The following is a 19,634-nucleotide window of genomic DNA, read 5'->3' as shown; positions in this document are numbered from 1 at the left end:
GATTCGGGTGTCCGGCGAAAGCTTGTGACGAATTCGACCGGTAACCGGCGCGCGCGGGCCGGACCATGAACCCCGATGGTTGAAGGGCGGTATTGGTGGAGACGAATCGGGTGGGGTCCGGCGCCATCGATCGAGCGGCGATCGAAGAATGGCTGTCCGGAAGAATAGGTGAGATCGTCGGCGCGGATCCGGCGACGATCGATCGGACCACCACCTTCGCCGCATACGGGTTGACCTCCTCGGACGCGGTGGGCCTCTCCGGTGAATTGGAGGAGTGGCTCGACCGCAAGCTCCCGGAAACCCTGCTCTACGAGCATCCGACGGTGGCGCAACTCGGTGCGGCGCTTGCGGATACGAGTTCCGCTGCCGCGGCCACACCCGAACAACCGGCTGCCGCCTTCGCTACCGGTGGACCGTCCGGCGAGCAGGACACGATCTGCATCGCCGGGATGGCCTGCCGATTCCCCGCCGGAGCGAATACGCCACAGTTGTTCTGGCGCAATCTCGCCGACGGTGTCGACGCCGCGACGGACGTGCCGCACGCCCGCTGGGACGCCCGGCGATACTTCGATCCCGACCCGTACGCGCCCGGAACCGCCTACACCACTCGCGGCGCGTTCGTCGACGACCTCGCGGGATTCGACGCGCAGTTCTTCGGCATCTCACCGCGCGAGGCTTTGCGGATGGATCCGCAACAGCGGATGCTGCTGGAAACCGCCTGGGCGGCACTCGAGGACGCCGCGATCCCCGCGGACCGGCTCCGGGAGAGCCGGACCGGTGTCTTCGTCGGCATGATGGCCGACAGTCGCTACGCGCACCTGCTGGTAGACCGCGGAGGTCCCGGCGAGCTGGACGACCCGTATGTGGGGCTCGGCAGCGCGACCAGTGTGGTGGCGGGGCGGCTGTCGTATCTGCTCGACCTGCGCGGCCCGAGCATGGTGGTCGACACCGCCTGCTCGTCCTCGCTGGTCGCATTGCACTTGGCGATCAACAGCATTCGCGTCGGCGAATGCGATCGCGCCGTGGTCGCCGGGGTCAGCGCGATCGTGCACCCCGACACCTACCTGCAGGCGTGCAAGATGCGGATGCTCGCTGCGGACGGGCGCTGCAAGACGTTCGACGCCCGAGCGGACGGCTTCCTGCTCGGCGAGGGATGCGGGGCCGTCGTCGTAGAGCGGCTGGCCGACATCCGAGCACGCCGGCACCAGGCCCGCGCCGTGGTGCGCGGGTCGGCCGTGAATCAGGACGGCACCAGTAACGGATTGACCGCGCCGAACCGAGCGGCACAGGTCGCGGTGATCCGGGCGGCGCACCGCAACGCCGGAATCGATGCCGGCAGCGTGGACTACGTCGAAGCGCACGGCTCGGGCACCCAGCTCGGCGACGCGATCGAGATCGCCGCGTTGACCGAGGTTTTCGGTCCCGCGCGGGTGGGCGTACGGCCGCTGTACGTCGGGGCGGTGAAGACCAACGTCGGCCATCTGACCGGCGCGGCCGGGATGGCGGGGCTGATCAAAACCGTGCTCGCGCTGCACCGCCGGACCATCCCGCGGAATCTGCATCTGCGCGAACCGAATCCGGCAATCGACTGGGCGGCGAGCCCGGCTCGCCTGCCGCACGAGAACATTCCGTGGCCGGATGCGCACGAGCGCACCCCGACCGCCGGTGTCAGCTCGTTCGGATGGTCGGGCACCAACGCCCACGTCGTCGTGTCCGCACCGCCCGCGCTCGTACGGGCGGACGACACAGCGCGCAGGCACATATTGGCGCTGTCGGGGCGCTCGCCGCAGGCCGTGTCCGCAACCGCGCACGCGCTCGCCGAGCACCTGCGCAGCCATCCGCGCCTGCACCCGGCCGACGTGGCGGCCACCTTCCAGACGGGGCGATCGGCGATGCCGTATCGGGCTGCCGTCCCGTTCGAAACGCTGCTCGAGGCAGCCGAGGCGCTCGACGAGGTCGGACGACGGGTGCCGGTGACGGCAGTACCGCACGGGCGAGCGCCGACCGTGCGCTTCGTCTTGCCCGGTACCGGCGATCAGTTCGCCGGGATGGGCCGCGACCTCTACCGTGCGGAACCTGCCTTCCGCGCCGCACTCGACCACTGCGCCGAGATCGCGGCCGCGCCTCTCGGTATGGACCTGCGGACGGTCCTGTACCCGGATTCGGCACCCGCGCCGTCGGATCCCTTTGCCGCCCTGCGTAACCGGGGCTCGACCGCGCTCCCCGCCGACGAGTTGGTGTCCCGAACCGATCTCGCGCACGCTGCGGTGTTCGCGTTGAGTTACGCCGCGGCGCAGCTCTGGCGCGACCACGGCATCGAGCCCACCGGTCTGCTCGGCTACAGCCTGGGCGAGTACACCGCCGCCTGCCTGGCCGGAGTGTTCGACGTCGAAGTCGCGCTGCCGCTGGTGGTGCGGCGCGCTCAGCTCGTCGCGGCCGCCGCGCCCGGTGCCATGCTGACCGTGGCCATGGGTGTGCATCGGCTCGCGGACTACCTCGGGCCGGATCTGTCCTGCGCCGCGGTCAACAGCCCGGGCACGGTCGTCGTCGCCGGAACTGAGGCCGCCGTCGCCGCGCTCGAGCAACGCCTGGCGGCCGACGAGATCGCGGCGCTGCGCGTGCCGACCACCCGCGCCATGCATTCACACCTGCTGGAGCCGCTGCGCGCGGCACTGATCGAGCTGTTCGACGGCGTCGAGCTGCGCGCCCCGCGAATTCCGTTCGTGTCCAACGTGACCGGAACGTGGATCAGCGACGAGCAGGCGCGTGACCCGCACTACTGGGCCGAGCATCTCTGCGCGACCGTGGTTTTCGACGAGGGCGTGCAGACACTGACAGGCTCGGATCCGTGCGTGCTGGTGGATCTCGGGGCGGGCCAGCTCGCCAGTTTGGCCGCGCAGACCTTGGCGCACTCGGATGGCGCGCTGACCTTGCCGACGTTGCGCGCCGCATCGCTGCGCGACCCGGACGACCAGGTGGTCGCCCGCACCCTGGGCCGGTTGTGGGCGGCCGGAGTGGACGTGGATTGGTCCGAGGTCGGATCGGCGGGGACGTCGGTCTCGTTGCCGACGTATTCCTTCCAGCATCAGCAGTTCTGGCCGGAAGCGTGCGCGGCCCGCCCGGTGCGCGAACCCGGTCCGGCGCGCACGGGGACCATCGAGGTGCTCGAACCGCAGTGGGTCGGTACCCGCGTCACCGACGGTGCGAACGAGCGCAGCGGTCCCTACCTGGTCTTCACCGATCCTGAGACGTGCAGCGCCGAGCTGGCCCGGCATCTCGTCAAAGCCCTCGGCGGGGCCGACGTGGTAACCGTTTCTCCCGGAACGGAATTCGCGACGACCACGGCGGGCGGCTATCAGCTCCGGCCCGGTGCATCCGGCGACTACGCACAGTTGATGACGGCACTGGCCGACCGGAACCTGTTACCCCGCACGGTGGTGCACCTGTGGTCGGTGCAGGGCCCGCAGGAAGATCCGGTGTCCGTCGACGGTGTCGGCGCGCATCGGCGGCTCGGCTTCGACAGCCTGCTGGCGCTGGCCGGGGACCTGAGCCGCCACTGTGCCGACGGCTGCCGGATCCTGGTCGTCACCGATCATGCGCAGACCTGCGATCCCGAGGACGAACTGTATCCGGGCAAAACCACCCTCGTCGGGCCCGCACGCACCGTGGGACAGGAATATCCCGGCTTGGCGGTGCGCACGTTCGACGTCGTCACCCCGGCCGAGGATGCGTCCGCTTCGTGGAGCGAACTCGCGGAATCGGTGGTCGCCGAGCTGGATTGGCGCGGCTCGGCGGCGGTGGTGGCCCGGCGTGGACGGCGCAGATTCGTTCAACGTTTCCAACCGCGCACGCTCGGCGAGGCCGAGGCCTATGTGCGCGACGGCGGCGTCTACGTGATCACGGGTGGCACAGGAAGTATCGGTCTCCAGATGGCCGCCCATCTGGTGGCGGCGGGGTCCGGGCTCAAATTCGTGCTGCTCGCCCGGACTCCGCTGCCGGATCTCGACGACCCGGCCTCGCTCGCGCAGGCGAGTGCGACGGCACACGAGCGCGCCGCCGCGGTGCGCGAGCTGGTCCGCGCGGGCGCACAAGTACTGGTGCAGCCCTGCGATATCGGTGACCGCGCGGCGGCGGCGGCCGCGATCGCGCTCGCCCGCAAGCGGTTCGGTCCGATCGACGGCGTGATCCACGCCGCGGGCGTGCTGACGCCCGACGCCTTCACCACCATCGAGGGGACGACCCCGGAACTCACCGCAGCGCACTTCCGGGCCAAGGTGGACGGCACGCTCGCGCTGGCCCATGCGCTGCGCGACGAGCGGCCCGACTTCGTCGTCCTGCTGTCCTCGATGTCGGCGGTGCTCGGCGGCATCGGTTTCACCGCTTACGCGGCGGCCAACGCCTTCCAGGATCAGTTCGTCACCCTGCGTGGCCTGCCGGGTGGGTCCGCGTGGCGCACCGCGTGCTGGGACACCTGGCAGGCGACCGTGCGGCACGGTGAAAGGCCGTGCGTCGCAGCATCATTGGACACTTACTCGTTCGCCCCCGCGGACGCGCTCGCGGTGTTCGACCGGTTGATCGCGGGCGGACCGCGGCGCGCGGTCGTCTCCGCGGGGCAGCTGCGCGAGCGCCTCGCGGCGTGGGTGCGCGCCGGCGATCCGCTCGACAGCAGCGTTGCACCGGCTGCGGCACCGGACCGCACGGTCGAGGACTATCGGCGCGAACTCGCCCGGTTGTGGCAGACGGCACTCGGCGTCGACCAGGTGGGCCTGCACGAGAATTTCTTCGAATCCGGGGGCAATTCGCTGGTCGGCTTGCAACTGATCAACGCGATCAAGAAGCAATTCCGCGTCGTCGTCCCGACTGTCGCGTTGTTCGAGGCCCCCACGGTCGCCGAGATGGCCGACTATCTGCTCACCGCGACCGCGCCGGAAAGGAAGTCACGGACATGAAATCGCTCGGAGTCATCGGTGCGGGCGTGATGGGCAGTGGCCTCGCGCAAGATCTTGCGGCACACGGCTTTTCGGTGGTGCTCGTGGATCGCTCGCAGGAACAACTGGACCGTGCGGCGGACGAGGTGCTGCGGTACTACCGCACCGGTCGCCTGTTCGGCCACGACACCGAGAAATACGGGGACCTGACCCAGCGGGTGACCTACACGACCGATCTCGCCGATGTCGGGGCCGCGGAGTTCGTGATCGAGAACATCACCGAGAACTGGGCGTTGAAGTCCGAGATCTATCCGCGGCTGGACCAAATCTGCCCGCCCGAAACGGTGTTCGCGGCGAATACGTCGTGCATTCCGATCACCAAGATCGCCGGGGCGACCACCCGGCCCGACCGGGTGCTGGGCATGCACTTCATGAATCCGGTGCCGATGAAGTCCACGGTGGAGGTGATCCGCGGCTGGCACACCTCGGAGTCCACCATCGCCACGGCGCAGGACCTGCTCGACGGTCTCGGCAAGCGCGGCATCGTCGTGCACGACATGCCGGGTTTCGTATCCAATCGGGTGTTGATGCTGATGGTCAACGAGGCGATATTCCTGCTGCAGGACGGCGTGGCAGGTGCGGCCGAGGTCGACGAGATCTTCCGCTCCTGCTTCGGGCACGCCTCGGGTCCGCTGGAGACCGCGGATCTCATCGGGCTCGACACCATCCTCTACAGCATCGAAGGGCTCCAGGAGTTCTACGGCGACAGCAAGTATCGGCCCTGTCCGCTGCTGAAGAAGATGGTCGATGCCGGACTGCACGGCCGTAAATCCGGTCAGGGTTTCTTCTCGTACTCCTGAGCGCAGCACCCGCCTCCTTGCCCCGTAACCGACAGGACCGCAGACATGTTCTCCGATGCCCGTTCCGAACTCCGTGAATTCGTCGCCAAGCGCTTTCCCGCCGGTGAACTCCAGGACGACCGCGACATCTTCGAAAGCGGCTTCGTCAACTCGCTGTTCGCGATGGAGCTGGTCATGTTCATCGAACAGCGACTGGGCGAACGGATTCCGAACGACGAACTGATGCTGGACAATTTCCGCACGGTGGACCGGATGCTGGCGCTGGTCGGCCGGCTCGGCGGCCGGGATGCGGCGACCGAGGTGGCGTGATGCGGCCGCGGGCGGAGATCACCGCGTTCGTCGACGAGGTGCTGGCTCCCCGGGCCGCGGAGTTCGATCGCGCGGGCCGCATCGACGGGAAGATGGTGGGGGAGTTCGCCGCTCGCGGTCTGTGGGGCGCGGTGTTGCCGGAGGCCGACGGCGGCACCGGGGCGGGCATGACGGCGCTGGCCGAGCTACACGAGGAGATCGGCCGCGGCTGCGCGGCCATGCGCAGCCTGCTGACCGTGCACTCGATGGTGCTCTACGCACTGGATCGCTGGGGCAGCGCGACGATGCGGCGCCGGTGGCGGGCCGATCTGGTGGCGGGGGCGGCGCTCGGCGCGTTCTGTCTCACCGAGCCGGACGCGGGCAGCGACTTCGCCGCGCTGCAAGCCACGGCCGTGCGCGAGGGCCAGGAGTGGGTGCTGAACGGGCACAAGCTCTGGGTCACCGGCGGCCGACTCGCCGATGTGCTGCTCGTTTTCGCCCGCACCGGGAAAGGTCCGGCGGCCTTCCTGGTGGACGCCGCCGAGCCCGGCGTGCGGCGCAGGCCGGTCGAGCACGTCACCGGGACGCGCGGCAGTGCGGTCGCCGAGATCGTCTTCGAGGATTGCCGGGTGGGGCCGGACGCGATGATCGGACCCGAGGGGATGGGGCTCGCCATCGCCACCGGTGTCCTCGATATCGGCCGGTTCAGTGTGGCCGCCGGCTGTGTCGGTCTCCTGCAGGCCTGCCTGGAGGCCTGCGTGCGCTACGCGAGCACCCGGCGTCAGGGCGGCGCGCTGTTGCGCGAACACCAACTGGTGCAACAGATGATCTCCACCATCGCCACCAACACCAGGGCGGCGCGGTTGCTGGTGTGGCAGGCCGCACGGCTGAAGGACGCGGGCAGCCCCGACACCATCATGGCGACCTGCATGGCCAAGCAGTTCGCTGCGACCGCGGCGGTGGCGGCCGCCAACGACGCGGTGCAGCTGCACGGCGCGCGCGGCTGCAGCGACGAGTACCCCGTCGCGCGGTATCTGCGCGACGCCAAGGTCATGGAGATCATCGAAGGCAGCACCCAGCTGCAACACGTCCTGATCGCCACCGACGCGTGCCTGAATCGGGCGCGGGTCGTCGCCATTGATTGATGCCGGCCGGATCTGCGCAGCGGGAAGGGGAATTCGATGAACGCCGAGGTGCGCAAGCGCCCCCGTCAGATCAAATGCGTGGTCTGGGATCTCGACCACACGCTCTGGGACGGCGTGCTGCTCGAGCAGGCCACCGTCACCGACCTGAAACCCGGTATCCGGGAGACCATCACCACGCTGGACGAACGCGGAATACTGCATTCGATCGCCAGTCGCAACGATCCCGAAATCGCGCTCGCGAAACTGACCGAGCTCGGGATCGCCGACTACTTCTTGCATCCGCAGATCGGCTGGGCCGATAAGTCGGCGTCGGTGGCCGCCATCGCGCAACGGCTCGATATCGGGATCGATACCCTCGCCTTCGTCGACGACCAGGCGATGGAACGTGACGAGGTCGCGTTCGCCCATCCCGAGGTGCTGTGCCTGGACGCCGAAGAGATTGCCTCCCTGGCGGATCGGCCGGAATTCCGGCCGCGGCACGTGAGCGCGGACGCGCGTAATCGGCGGCACATGTACCGGGCGAGCATCGAGCGTAGCGTGGCCGAGCAGCGCTTCCCGGGCACCAACGAGGAATTCCTCGCCACCCTCGGCATGCGGTTCCGGATCAGCCCGGCCGCCGCCGCGGATCTCGGCCGGGCCGAGGAACTCGTCGTGCGGACCAATCAACTGAACTCCACCGGGATCATGTACTCCGCCGAGGAACTCGCCGCCTGTGCAGCCTCCGACGAGTATCTGCTGCTGATGGCGGAACTGGACGACCGCTACGGCAGCTATGGGCAGGTCGGTCTCGCGCTGGTGCAGCGCGGCGCGCACGAATGGCGGTTGCAGCTGCTGCTGATGTCGTGCCGGGTGATCTCCCGCGGCGTCGGCACGGTGCTGTTGCACCACGTGCACCGGCTCGCGCAGCGCCACGGTGCCCGACTGCTCGCCGAATACGTTGCCACGGAACGGAATCGCATCATGTACATCACCTATCGATTCGCCGGTTTCACCGAGGCGGGCGAACGCGACGGTGTCACGCTGCTGGCCGCCCCGGCCGAGCCGCCCCCGCCGCCACCGGCGTACCTCACGGTCGAGACTCCCGAAGTGGGGGTCCGTCGATGAGTGCGCCGACGATCGCCGCGGGCAAATGGATGCCGTATCCCGGGGCCGGTGGCGCGGCCGCCACGCTGTACTGCCTGCCGCACGCGGGCGCGGGCGCCTCGACCTACCTGCCGTGGCGCAAGCAGTTGCGCCCCGAGGTCGACGTGGTCCCGTTGCAACCGCCCGGGCGGGAACTGCGGATGCGGGACCAGCCGTTCGAGGACCTCGGGGCGCTGCTCGACGATCTGCTCGCGGTAATGGACGGCGCGTGGCAGGAGCCGTTCGCGCTGTTCGGGCACAGTTTGGGCGCGCTGGTCGCCTACGAGCTGGCTCGGCGGCTCGCCGCCGGGGCCGGGCCGCGTCCGGTGCACCTGATCGTGTCCGGACGTCGTGCGCCACACCATCCTTCGCGGTTGCCGTGGGTCCGCATGGCCTCCGACGCGACGCTGCTGGAGATCGTCTACCGGCTCGGCGGCACACCTGACGAGGTGCTCGCGGACGAGCAGATGCGCGCCCAGGTGCTCGCGCTGATGCGCGCCGATCTGGGGGTGGATCAGACCTACCACTATCGGCCGCACCCGCGCCTCGACCTGCCGATCACCGTGCTGAGCGGGAGCGCCGATTCGCACGTCACCATGGCCGAGCTCGAGCCGTGGGCCGAATGTGGCTCGGCCGGAGTCGATATCCGGCTCGTGCCCGGCGGGCATTTCTTCCCGGTGACCCACCGCGACGCCGTGCTCCGGCGGGTGCGCCGATGCCTGACGGGTTCGCCGTGAGCGGCGGCACGGCCCCGCGCCGGACGATCGCGCCGGACGACGTCGAACTGTGGTGGACGGCGCTGACCGGGGAGTGCGCGCCGGACGATCGTCGCGTACTGGCCGCCGCGGAACTCGACCGCAGCACCCGCTTCGGCACGGCAGCGTTCGCGAACGACTTCATCCGGATCCGGGCCACGCTGCGTCGCGTGCTCGGGGCGTATACCGGAATTGCCCCCGAAGCATTGGAATTCACCACAGGCGTACACGGCAAGCCGGAATTACTCGGCCACGCACTGCAATTCAATCTCACGCACACGACCGGCTGCGCGGTCGTCGCGGTGGCCGGATCGGGCGCGGTCGGCGTCGACATCGAATCGCTGGATACCGACTTCGACCAGATGGCACTCGCCACTCGAGTGCTCACCCCGGGCGAGGCGGACCTGGTCCGGGCCGACCGCCGCCGGTTCCTGCACCACTGGGTGGCCAAGGAAAGCTACCTGAAATGGCTCGGCAGCGGGTTGACGATATCTCCCGACACCCTCGAACTCGGGGCGGATGCGTCCGGGCACACGGTGGTCACGGGCGTCGACGGCGCGGCACTGCCCGTTGGATACGTCCATCGCTTCGGTCTGAGCCCGCGCCACGTCGGCGCCTTCGTCAGTCACCGGCCGGCCCGGCGCTTTCCCTTGCGCCCCACCGAATCGGCCGGGGCCAGAGCATATTTCGGTCGTCGAAGCGCAGGAGTGCAAGCATGACAACCTTCTTCCCGGTAGAGCCGGTCACCCTCGTGCAGATGCTGACCATGCGGGCCGCCGCCAGACCCGACGAGGTGCGGTTCCGGCATCTCGGCGACGGTGACGAGGTCAGTGCGGCAATGACTTTCGCGGACCTCGACCGGGCGGCCCGCGCGGTGGCCGTGCGGCTGGCCGAGGTCACCGAGCCGGGGGAGCGGGCGCTGCTGCTCTACGCGCCCGGGCTGGAATTCGTCGTGGCTTTCTACGGCTGCCTGTACGCCGGTGTGGTCGCGGTGCCGGTGGCGCCGCCGCAGCCGAACAAGCTGGCCGACTCGCTGGCGCGGCTGGCGTCCATCACCGCCAACTCCGGGGCGCGGCTAGTGCTCACCAGTGTCGATATCGAACCGCTGCTGACACCGGTGCTGGCGCACAACAAGGGATTCACCCAGCTGCGCACCGTGGTCACCGATCAGGTCGACCCCGCGACGGCCGACCGGTACCGCGATCCGGGCATCACCGCCGAAACCATTGCGCACTTGCAGTATTCGTCCGGTTCGACCGGTGAACCCAAAGGTGTCGTGCTCACCCACGGCAACGTGCTCGCCAATCTGCGGCTGGTCACCGGAAAGATCGGCGCCGGAGTGGGTGTGGCGTGGCTGCCGACCTTCCACGACATGGGCCTGCTCAGCATGGTGACCTACCCGGTGTACAGCGATTCCTCCGTGATCAGCATGTCCCCCTTGGCTTTCGTGCAACGACCGGCGCGCTGGATCGCGGCGATGTCGCGCTTCGGCGCCACCCATACGGTCGCCCCCAACTTCTCTTTCGCGCTCGCGGTGCGGCGGGTGGCTGCCCCGCAGGTCGGCAAGTACGACCTGTCGCCGCTGCGGGTGGCGCTCTGCGGCGCGGAGCCCGTCCGGGTGGACACGATGCTCGCCTTCGCCGAGCATTTCGGCGACGCGGGCTTCGACGCCGCCAGTCTGTTCCCGTGCTATGGCCTCGCCGAGGCGACACTGCTGGTGACCGGCGGCCCGCGCGGCAGCGGCCTCACCACCGTCGAGGTGGACCCGACCGCGCTGGCCAAGGGGCGGGTGGAACCGGTGCCGAGCGGTGGCCGCAGGTTGGTGGCCAGCGGTGAACTCAACGACGCCTACGAGTTCGTGCTCGCCGACCCCGAGACGCTCACCCCGCTACCGGCCGGGCAGGTCGGCGAAATCTGTTTGCGCGGAGACAGTGTCGGCGCCCGGTACTGGGACGCGCCGCAAGCCTCGGCCGAGACGTTCGGCGCGAGCGTCCCCGGCCACGCCGGAAACTTCCTGCGCACCGGCGATCTCGGGTTCGTGCACGAGGGACAGCTCTATGTCACCGGTCGTCGTAAGGACCTCATCATCATCGACGGCTACAACCACTATCCCTCCGACCTCGAAGCCACCGCGATGGACAGCCACCCGGCCCTGCGGCCCGACCGCTGTGCCGCCTTCCAGGTGCTCGATCACGACGACCCCGAGCTGGTGCTGGTGGCCGAACTGAACCGCGACCACCCGGCCGACGCCGCCACCAGAGCCGAGATAGCCACCGCCGTGCGCACCGCGATCGGCGAGCACCACGGCCTGCGCCTGACCGACGTGGTCCTGATCACCCCCGGCTCCATCCCGCTCACCTCGAGCGGCAAAGTCCGCCGCTACGCGGTCCGCGCGCAATACCGCGACAACGCGCTGTCCCCGCTGTCCTGAATCACCCGACTACACGCCGACATCCCCTGCTGGGCAAGGGATGTCGGCCGGTTGGGACGTCGAGCCGGGCGGGGCGGCAGCGGTCCTCCCTCCGCTGTCCGCACGCCGCCGGTCGCCCGACGCCGTCTCGGTGCCGGCCACTCGCACCGCAACCCCTCGATGCGGCGACGGCGGCCGGTGTCACGTGGGCGGTGGGGCGCGCTGGGAGTGTGGGTCGGGCCGCCCCCTCCGCGGTCCGACCCACCCGGGATGCGGTGTCGTGTTCATCCGGCCACCCGCGCTCGATCGACCGGGGCCGGTCGGCTCGCGCGGCCGGTGCGGGTCAGCGCCGCCAGCACGAGGGCGGCGCAGACCGAGGTCAGGATGAAGGTCTGGAAAACCTGCAGCGGGCCGGTCGCCGCCAGGACCCAGCCACCGAGGGTGGGTGCGGCCACGGCGCCGAGCCTGCCGACGCCGTTGGACCAGCCGAGCGCACTGCCGCGCAGGTCGGCCGGATAGGCGTCCGCCACAGCGGCATTGATGAGATTCAAGGTCGAATGCGCGGCCGCGCCGAGCACCGCGATGACGGCGAGTAACAGCAGCCGGTCCGACAGCCCCGTGGCGCAGGCCGCGATCATGGCCGCGGCGACGCACGCGCTCACGCTCGCCACGGGGCGCGCGCCCCACCGCACGGCCGCCGCGGCGAGCGCGAACGATCCGAGGACCGCGCCGCTGTTGAGCGTCAGCGAGAACTGCAGAGCCGAGGTCATCGGGTAGCGCAGCTCCCGCATCAGTGTGGTGATCCAGGTGTTCAGCCCGTACCAGGTGAGCAATTCCGCGAACGCCGCCACCGCGAACAGGATCGTCATCGGTCCGCGGGGCGCGGCGAACAGCTCACGTACCCGGCTCGGGCTGCGGGTGCGCGCGAATTCCCTGGATTCGGGCAGCAAGACGATCGCGATGAGCAGGACCAGCGCGGAGCCGACTGCGCCGATCCAGCACAGCGGCCGCCAGCCGTGCTCGGACAGCAGGATCAGCCCGGCGAGCGCGGAGGTGATGCCGCCGATCGGGATACCGGCCATGAGCACGGTGACGGTCAGGCTGGTGCGGCCGGGCGCGGTGTACTCCTTGGCCAGCGCCAACGCGACCGCGGCCGCGGCGCCCATGCCGATCCCGGCGAGCAGGCGGAACGCGCCCAGCTGCGCCGCGGAGCCGGCCAGCGCGCAGGCCGCGGTCCAGCCGGTGAACCAGCCGACGGCGACCAGCAGGGGACGCCGCCGCCCGAAACGATCGGCCAGCCTGCCGCCGGTGAGCGCCCCGGCGGTCATCCCGACGTAGACCATGCTGCCGACCGTGCCCGCGGTGGATTTGGTCATCCCCCAACCGGTTTCGTCGAGCAGCGCGGGCAGCATCGCGCCGTACATGATGAGGTCGTAGCCCTCGGCGACGACGATCAGCGCACACAGGCCGATGACGCCGGTCGCGGGTAGGCGGTCGCGGGCGCCCCCGCTGTCCGCGATCACGGTTTCTCTCCGCACGGTCGCCGCTCGCCGGTGCGCCGCCAGCTCGCGAGCTGGCCGCCCCACAGATTCACGCTGCGGGGCACCGGATCCCAGTGCCGCGGGGTGTAGGTGGCGCGGTCGTCGTGGAACTTCTCCATCTCCGCGGACAGTTCCACATGGTTGCCCGCGGGATCGTCCGCGAAGACGAACAGGTTGTTGCCCGGTCCGTGCCGGCCCGGACCCCAGGCGACGTCGACCTCCTGCTCGGTGAGGCGGTCGCACCAGCGCTTGAAGTCGTTCCATTCGGCGAGGTCGAACGAGTAGTGGTCCAGGCAGGCCCGCTCGGCGGCGACGATCGCGAGGGTGTGATGGTCGCGGTTGCTGCGCAACCAGGCGAAGCTGCCGTCGGAGAGCTGATCGGAGATCTGGAAACCGACTGTATCGCAATAGAATTCGATCATCCTGGGGACATCGGTGCTGCCCAGGGCGAGATGCTGGTAGCGGATCGGCCGCTGCCCGGTATCGGCGCCGCGCTCGCCGGTGCGGTGCACCGGTGCGTGGAAATGCACGATATTTCCTTCGGGGTCGGTGGTGCCCAGACCGGTTGCGGTACCGACGGATTCGTCCAGGAACAGCTCGTCCAGCGCGTCGACCGAGTGGCCCGCCGCCCGCAGTCGCTTGTCCAGCAGGTCGAGTCCGCCGGGGTCGGCCACCTCGAAGCCCAGATGGTCCAGTGCGGGCGTGCCCGGCAGTAGATCCAGCACGTGATGCCCGCGGCCCCAGCCCAGCCGCATCCCGCCGCCGGACAGTTCACTGTGCGGCACCAAACCGAAGACGCGCCCGTAGAACTCGGCCACCGGGCCGACCTCCGGAACTCGCAGCCCGAGGTGTGACGCCGCGGTACGGCGGAGCGCACCGCTGTGCCGAGACTCGTTGTGCGACAACGGCGTCGGGGCGGTCATGAGGTCCTTCACCTCCGTGCTCATGCGGGAACGGGGTCGGCGGCGCACAGCGCCGTGGTGAGGGCGGGGGCGCGGCCGGGCTGCCAGGCGGCGGCGACGAACCGGTCCGGGCGCAGCAGCACACTGTGCCCGCGGTACGCGGCCAGGTCGGCGGCGAGCCGGCCGTCGAGATCGACGATCGAGCCGATACCCGGTGCGCACGAGGGCATCCGGTCATCGATCGGAACGTGCAACACCACCGGCGCGAACGACTGTGCGTGGCGCACCTCATCCGCGAGGATCGCCGCGTCGCCGCCGACGCCGAGCAGCGCCCAACCGAGACCGAGGATTTCATCGAGCAGCCGCATCCGGCCGGTGCCCGCCTCGAACACCACCGGCTGCCCGATCGCGATGCCGACGGGCGCGGTCGCGGCCGCGATCAAACCGGTCGAATAGACCTGGGCGGGCCGGTAGCGCATCCCCTCGAAGTACGCTTTGCCATGCGGTGTCGAGACCGCCCGGCGCAGGTAGTCGTCGCGGCGGCGGGCCAGCCTGGCATCGGTCGTCATCACCACCCGCCGCATCCGCTCCGAGAGGGCTACGGTGGCGAGGGCGTGTGGTTTCCGTTCGCTCTCATAGGAATCCAGCGCGGCGGCGGTCAGCCGGCCGGACAGGACATCGGCGATCTTCCAGGTGAGATTCGCCGCGTCCCGGATGCCCGAATTCAAGCCCTGGCCGGCGAACGGCGGCATCATGTGCGCGGCGTCGCCGAGCAGGAACACCCGACCGGCGCGCCACCGATCCGCGACCAGGCTGTGGAACCGGTAGGTCACCACGCGCTCCACCTGGTCGTCGGTGATCTCGCGGTACGGCGCGAGCAAGCGGCGCACGAGTTCCAGCTCCGGCAGTTCGGCTTCGCCGGGGTGCAGCAGGAATTCGTACCGGCAGCGCCCGCCGCTGCCGGGGATGATCACGTGCGGGCGCGCGGGATCGGCGTGATGCATGCCGTACCGCTGATCGTGCCGATCGCCGAGCACGTCGGCGACCAGCCAGGTCTCCGGATGGCTGTGGCCGCGCATGCCGATGCCGAGCCGGTCGCGCACCGTCGAGCGGCCGCCGTCGCAGCCGAGGACGTAGCGAGCCCGCAGTCGCTGTGTGCCGCAGCGGATGGTGACGCCGTCGTCGTCCGGAATCAGGTCGGTCAGCTCCGTGCCCATGCGCAGTCGCACGGTCGGCTGCTGTCGAAGATGCTGTGCCAGTTCGCGTTCCAGGTCGGGCTGGGCGAACGGGTTCTTGAACGGATAGCCGAAGCGCCGGGGTTGCTCGGCGCGCGCGTGGAACAGCGGGCTGCCCTGGCTGTCGTAATAGCGAGTGCCGGTGCCGGGCACCATGATTCGCAGCAGCCGCTCGGCCAGGCCGGCCCACTGGAAGGCGCGCAACGCCTCGTCGTCGATGCTGATCGCCTTCGGCTCGTCACTGGTCTCGGTGTTCCGCTCGAGTACCTGGACCCGCACGCCGCGGGCGGCGAGCAGTGCCGCCGCGGTCATGCCCACCGGGCCCGCGCCGACGATCACGACATCGCTTTCGATCACCCCACCCTGCACTCGAACGCTCCTTCCGGAAGACTGCTCGAGTCCACTCTAAGTGCGCGTCCCGGATATAGGGACTGAAGTCCTGAGAAACGGGACAAATTCGGCCAAGGTTCCAGACTGGAACCCTAGAATGTCCTACATGGCGGGACATATTTCTGGAACGAACAGCGGGTACCGCGAACGCAACACCACCGCGGACCGCGCGCTCGACATCCTGCTGATGTTCGACGAGCGACATCTGGTGTTGACCGCGGCCGAGGTGGCCGCCCATCTCGCGGTGGGTCGCTCCACTGCCTACCGGTATCTGCAAAGCCTCACCCAGACCGGATTCCTGGAGGACGCCGACGGCAGCGGTTACCGCCTAGGATCCCGGGTGATGGAGCTGGCGCGCCTGGCCCGTCGCGGTTTCGGCCTCTCCGAGATCGCCCGGCCGATCATGCGCCGCCTCGCGACCACCGTGGGAGAAACCGTCCTGCTCACCCGGCTCACCGGCGACCGCGTCATCTGCCTGGAGCGCGAGGACAGTGGTAGCCGGGCCGTGCGGATCACCTACGAGCGCGGCGAGATCCTGCCCATCAATGCCGGAGCGTCCGCGTTCAGCCTGCTGAGCTGGCTTTCCGACGCCGCGGTCGACGACATCCTCGACACCACCCACCTGGAAGGTTTCACCGCACGCACGCCGGTGACCAAGCGCGCCCTGCTCGCCCGCCTGCAACAGACCCGCGAGCAGGGCTACGCCGTGAGCCGCGGCGAACTGGACCCCGACGTACTCGGCATCGCCGCACCCGTCCACGGCGCCGACGGCGACGTCGTCGCCGCAGTGAGCATCGCCGCCCTCTCCACCCGCGTCCCCGACGCCCGCGTCCCGGACCTGGCAGTCGCCGTCCTTGCCGCCGCAGCCGAAATCACCGCAAACCTCAACGGCTGACCGGTTATTCGGCGGGGTTGTCCGGCCACCATGCGGGCAACTTCGCACCGCGCTGCGGCACCACGTGTTCTATCGTTTCGAAGTCGATGCCCCAGCGCTCGACGGCTGCCGCGATCGTGGCGATCAGCCTGCCGGTCGCCATCTCCGGGACCTCGGTGAGCAGCGGACCGGCCAAATGCAGTGCGCGGGCCGAGTATTCGATCGCAGCAGGGTCGTACCGCAGATCGAGCAGCCGGAGGATGTGCGTCATCTCAGCATCCAGGGTGCCGGTCTGATGCTGCCGCCAGAGTTGGGCGCACAGGTCGAGAAAGACCCGGCCTTTCAGCGTCGCCTGAGTGCGTGTCGCACCACCGCCGAATTGCGTGAGAAAGCCGCACCCCAGTAAGCGCAGCAAGCGTTCACGGATCGCGCCGGGCGAGACGCCTAGTTGTTCGCCGATATCGCCGGGACGTCGATAGGGTTCGAGCGCGGTCGAAATCGAGACGAGCACCGCGACGTGGAGCCCGGCCAGACCGCCGGTGCGGACGAAGAAACGCACATCCTCGGCGGTGAGATTGCCGAAGACGACATTCATGAGCACGTCGCGAACGACATTGTCGGTCAACACGTCGCCGACTATCCGGCGCTGCTCGTCGTCATCGGCATCGAAGTCGGCCGGTATCCAGAACACCCGTAACCGATGGGGCGCGAAAGGCAGGCCGCTCGTCCGGAAGTCGCGCATCGCCTCGGATAACAACCGGCGATGGTGCACGGTATCTTTGGCCACGTATACGCAGATCTCCGCTTCGGTGTCGAGCAGCATGGTGCGCAGATCTTTGTCTATTCCGGAGTGATGACTCCAGAGGGTTTGACCGACGAGGGGGCGAGACCAATCCCGTTGGAGCTCGCAGGCGAAGTCGAACTTGCGTCGTTCGGCCTCGGTGTAGGAATAGAGGCGGGATCTCGCCAGGTCGCTCAGCACGTCGACCACCCGCTGGGAAAGGAATTGATGTTCGACAGAATCTGCCATGTACGCGCCTTCCGGCAGTGGCCCAGGCGAGGCGGCCCCGCCGGGACCATCGCTGCTTTGCCCGACCGTACCGAGGTTCGACTCCGGCCGGTGTCCTTCGAATGGCGGACAACGCCGCGCACCTGGCCGCCGCCGAAGTCCCCGATGCGGTGAATACCCTTGTCGGAGAGTTCCTTTCCCGACATCCCGGACAAACCTGATGGCGGGGTGAATCGGGCTGGTGCGCGGGATCGGCGAGACCGTACGCCGTATATGGACGGCCGGTTACGATCTCGGACAGCTCTTCGCTAACTTGACCCTTGGCGAGGTTGAAGCTTGTACTGTCACTGGCAGATCGGATGCAACCTGTCAATACCCTACCGTCGCCGGTCGGCGGTGCCCCGCTGTTCGCGTTCGCTGAGGAGCCGAAAAACCATGTCCGAGAACCTTACCCCGCAGATCCGGACCGACATCCCGCATTCCGCGCGCATCTGGAACTACTGGATGGGCGGCAAGGACAATTACGAAGTCGACAGAGTCGTGGGTGAAGCCAGCCTGCAGGTCGATCCGGACATCAGCACCATGGCGGTGCAGTCGCGCCAGTTCCTGATCCGCGCGGTGACCTATCTCGCGCAGGAAGCGGGGGTGCGTCAGTTCCTCGATATCGGCACCGGCCTGCCGACGATGCAGAACACCCACGAGGTGGCGCAGGGGATCGCCCCCGAATCGAAAATCGTGTACGTGGACAACGATCCGCTGGTGCTGACCTATGCCAGGGCATTGCTCAACAGCACCACCAACGAAGGTGTCACCACCTACGTCGACTGCGATTACCACGACCCCGAGCAGATCATCGCCGACGCCCGCAACGTGCTGAATTTCGACAAGCCGATCGGCGTCATGTTCATGGGTGTGCTCGGCCATGCCAAGACCTACGACGACATGTTGCGCATCGTGCGCACCGTGGTGGGCGCGGTGCCGTCGGGCAGCTACCTGGTCCTGTGGGACGGGACCGACGACAGCAAGGCCTATGTCACGCTGTGCGAGAACTACACCAACAGCGGCGGCGTGCCGTACGTGCCTCGGCCGCAGGCCCGGATCCGCGCGGCCTTCGACGATTTGGAACTGGTCGAGCCGGGTTTCGTCTCGATCACCGAGTGGCGTTCCGGTGATACGCAGGTCGGCGAAACCCGGCCCATCTCCGCGTACGGCGCGGTGGCTCGCAAGCCCTGAACGACTGGTCAGCCGTGATAGCGCTCGACCAGCGGGACCAAGGTGTCCAGTTTGCGTAGCGCGTCCGCTTCAGGCAGCGGTGCCAGCGACAGCGCCACCCGTTGCACCCCGGCCTCGGCGTAGGCGTCGAGGATCGCCGGGTCGGGGAGCACCGGCGCGACCATCACGGGCAGGTCGTTGCCGGCGAACGGCGCCAGCTGCGCCGGGACCTCGGCCGCCGTGGCCGCGCCATTGGGCACCCAGCCCACGCCGTGCCGGATGGCGCGTTTGATCGCGGCCGTCTCGCCGCCGACGAAGATCGGCGGGTGCGGCTGCTGCACGGGCTTGGGCCACGAGTACATCGGGTCGAAATCGAGGAAACGGCCGTGGTATTCGGCGAGTTCCTCGGTCCAGATCACGCGGATCGCCTCGAGTTGCTCGTCCAGCAATGCGCCGCGGGTGCGCGGGTCGGTCCCGTGGTCGGCCATCTCCTCGCGATTCCAGCCGACGCCGACGCCGAACACGACGCGCCCGCCGGAGATCAGGTCCAGGCTCGCCACCTCTTTGGCCGTGTGGATGACGTCGCGCTGGATCAGCAGGGTGACGCTGGTGCCCAGGATCAATCGCTCGGTCACCGCGGCGACGGCGCTGAGCGCGACGAACGGATCGAGCGTGCGGTAGTAGCGGCGGGGCAGGTCGCCGCCCATCGGATACGGCGACTTTCTGCTCGCCGGGATGTGCGAATGCTCGGCCAGGAACAGGGATTCGAAGCCGCGATCCTCCAGCGCGGGACCTAGTGCCTTACCGCTGATGCCTTCGTCGGTGAGAAAAGTGATGATCCCAATCTGCATGCCCGCATGCAACTCCTGGGCTCCGGCAGAAATTCCGGCGCGACGAGCGTCTTCTCAGTTGGGCAGTGGGGGAGTAGCCTGTCCCAGGTAGATAGTTACCAGAACTAAAGAC

Annotated in this window: 15 protein-coding genes; 10 read left to right on the top strand and 5 right to left on the bottom strand. The window is 68.9% G+C overall.

The window, feature by feature from the left end:
* The first annotated feature begins 95 nt into the window (after nucleotides 1–95).
* Genes TY25_RS19910 through TY25_RS19875 form a run of 8 tightly spaced genes read left to right on the top strand, consistent with a single transcriptional unit; the run spans nucleotide 96 to nucleotide 11,529 of the window.
* Nucleotides 96–4,949 carry a type I polyketide synthase gene (locus tag TY25_RS19910; RefSeq protein WP_042258281.1) on the top strand — a complete coding sequence of 1,618 codons (4,854 nt, stop codon included), beginning with the start codon at nucleotides 96–98 and terminating at the stop codon, nucleotides 4,947–4,949.
* Nucleotides 4,946–5,788 carry a 3-hydroxyacyl-CoA dehydrogenase family protein gene (locus TY25_RS19905; RefSeq protein WP_042258280.1) on the top strand — a complete coding sequence of 281 codons (843 nt, stop codon included), beginning with the start codon at nucleotides 4,946–4,948 and terminating at the stop codon, nucleotides 5,786–5,788. Before TY25_RS19910 ends, TY25_RS19905 begins: the two co-directional genes overlap by 4 nt.
* 45 nt (nucleotides 5,789–5,833) lie before the next feature.
* Nucleotides 5,834–6,097: an acyl carrier protein gene (locus TY25_RS19900; RefSeq protein WP_042258278.1), complete on the top strand. Its 264-nt coding sequence runs from the start codon at nucleotides 5,834–5,836 to the stop codon at nucleotides 6,095–6,097.
* Entirely contained in the window at nucleotides 6,097–7,221 is a 1,125-nt protein-coding gene (locus TY25_RS19895) for an acyl-CoA dehydrogenase family protein (RefSeq protein ID WP_042258277.1), read from the top strand. Before TY25_RS19900 ends, TY25_RS19895 begins: the two co-directional genes overlap by 1 nt.
* Before the next feature lie 36 nt (nucleotides 7,222–7,257).
* Nucleotides 7,258–8,325 (top strand): HAD-IIIC family phosphatase, encoded by a 1,068-nt coding sequence (locus tag TY25_RS19890; protein ID WP_042258276.1) that lies wholly within the window; start codon nucleotides 7,258–7,260, stop codon nucleotides 8,323–8,325.
* A complete protein-coding gene (locus TY25_RS19885; RefSeq protein WP_081868975.1) occupies nucleotides 8,322–9,080 on the top strand; it encodes a thioesterase II family protein in 759 nt (252 codons plus the stop codon). The genes TY25_RS19890 and TY25_RS19885 overlap by 4 nt, the downstream gene beginning before the upstream one ends.
* On the top strand, nucleotides 9,059–9,817 hold the full coding sequence (locus TY25_RS40650) for a 4'-phosphopantetheinyl transferase family protein (protein WP_162184213.1): 759 nt from the start codon (nucleotides 9,059–9,061) through the stop codon (nucleotides 9,815–9,817). Before TY25_RS19885 ends, TY25_RS40650 begins: the two co-directional genes overlap by 22 nt.
* Entirely contained in the window at nucleotides 9,814–11,529 is a 1,716-nt protein-coding gene (locus tag TY25_RS19875; RefSeq protein ID WP_042258275.1) for a fatty acyl-AMP ligase, read from the top strand. The genes TY25_RS40650 and TY25_RS19875 overlap by 4 nt, the downstream gene beginning before the upstream one ends.
* Before the next feature lie 263 nt (nucleotides 11,530–11,792).
* Here the strand turns inward: TY25_RS19875 and TY25_RS19870 are convergent, their stop codons facing one another.
* From TY25_RS19870 to TY25_RS19860, 3 genes are read right to left on the bottom strand one after another with little or no spacing between them, the layout of a single operon-like run.
* Nucleotides 11,793–13,031, bottom strand: a complete 1,239-nt coding sequence (locus TY25_RS19870; RefSeq protein WP_042258273.1) for an MFS transporter — start codon at nucleotides 13,029–13,031, stop codon at nucleotides 11,793–11,795.
* Nucleotides 13,028–13,996 carry a VOC family protein gene (locus tag TY25_RS19865; protein ID WP_226887364.1) on the bottom strand — a complete coding sequence of 323 codons (969 nt, stop codon included), beginning with the start codon at nucleotides 13,994–13,996 and terminating at the stop codon, nucleotides 13,028–13,030. Before TY25_RS19865 ends, TY25_RS19870 begins: the two co-directional genes overlap by 4 nt.
* Nucleotides 13,993–15,555 carry a bifunctional 3-(3-hydroxy-phenyl)propionate/3-hydroxycinnamic acid hydroxylase gene (locus tag TY25_RS19860; protein ID WP_042258272.1) on the bottom strand — a complete coding sequence of 521 codons (1,563 nt, stop codon included), beginning with the start codon at nucleotides 15,553–15,555 and terminating at the stop codon, nucleotides 13,993–13,995. Before TY25_RS19860 ends, TY25_RS19865 begins: the two co-directional genes overlap by 4 nt.
* A 127-nt stretch (nucleotides 15,556–15,682) precedes the next feature.
* On the opposite strand from TY25_RS19860, the gene TY25_RS19855 reads away from it, so the two are divergent.
* On the top strand, nucleotides 15,683–16,471 hold the full coding sequence (locus TY25_RS19855; RefSeq protein WP_081868986.1) for an IclR family transcriptional regulator: 789 nt from the start codon (nucleotides 15,683–15,685) through the stop codon (nucleotides 16,469–16,471).
* Between the two features lie 4 nt (nucleotides 16,472–16,475).
* Here TY25_RS19855 and TY25_RS19850 read toward each other — a convergent pair whose 3' ends face one another.
* Entirely contained in the window at nucleotides 16,476–17,480 is a 1,005-nt protein-coding gene (locus tag TY25_RS19850) for a hypothetical protein (RefSeq protein WP_146153983.1), read from the bottom strand.
* Between the two features lie 414 nt (nucleotides 17,481–17,894).
* Between TY25_RS19850 and TY25_RS19845 the strand changes: the two genes are divergently transcribed.
* Entirely contained in the window at nucleotides 17,895–18,692 is a 798-nt protein-coding gene (locus TY25_RS19845; RefSeq protein WP_042258270.1) for an SAM-dependent methyltransferase, read from the top strand.
* An 8-nt stretch (nucleotides 18,693–18,700) separates the two neighbouring features.
* Here TY25_RS19845 and TY25_RS19840 read toward each other — a convergent pair whose 3' ends face one another.
* Complete coding sequence (locus TY25_RS19840; protein WP_042258269.1) at nucleotides 18,701–19,522, bottom strand: LLM class F420-dependent oxidoreductase; 822 nt, start codon at nucleotides 19,520–19,522, stop codon at nucleotides 18,701–18,703.
* Nucleotides 19,523–19,634: the final 112 nt, after the last annotated feature.

It is taken from the genome of Nocardia brasiliensis NBRC 14402, assembly GCF_000308475.2.
GTDB classification, from domain to species: domain Bacteria; phylum Actinomycetota; class Actinomycetes; order Mycobacteriales; family Mycobacteriaceae; genus Nocardia; species Nocardia brasiliensis.
Note: the sequence above shows the minus strand (reverse complement) of the source record. Positions and strands in the feature narration are given on the sequence as shown.